Origin of the sequence: Thalassolituus sp. ST750PaO-4, from assembly GCF_020320405.1 — a bacterium.
GTDB lineage: Bacteria > Pseudomonadota > Gammaproteobacteria > Pseudomonadales > Oceanobacteraceae > Venatoribacter > Venatoribacter alkanivorans.
This window is the reverse complement of record NZ_JABVCB010000008.1, coordinates 521,396-521,680: the sequence shown is the minus strand read 5'-3', so window position 1 is coordinate 521,680 and position 285 is coordinate 521,396. Positions and strand designations below refer to the sequence as shown.

The 285-nt window shown below is 52.6% G+C and carries 1 protein-coding gene; it reads right to left on the bottom strand.

The window, feature by feature from the left end:
* The coding region (locus HUF18_RS11920; protein ID WP_225692343.1) for an Ig-like domain-containing protein at positions 1–285 on the bottom strand (285 nt) is incomplete at both ends.

Genomic DNA, 285 nt, shown 5'->3' with positions numbered 1-285 from the left:
ATTACCAACGCCATCCTGGGCAACAGAGCCTGCAACATCCACCGTTACCGAACCATCTGCAGTTGGCGTAATTAACGCGGTATAGACCGATGCACTGGTCGCACTGAATGCACTGACGGAGGCATTACCGGCAACAATATCGCCAACGGTAAAACCGGTAACATTTTCACTGAAGGTAAAGGTCGCTGTAAACGGTGCATTAATACTGCCGCTGGCACCACTGATAGCCACTGTCGGGGCTGTGCCGTCATAAGTAACTGCCAGCTGAGTCGCCGCCGTGTTGTT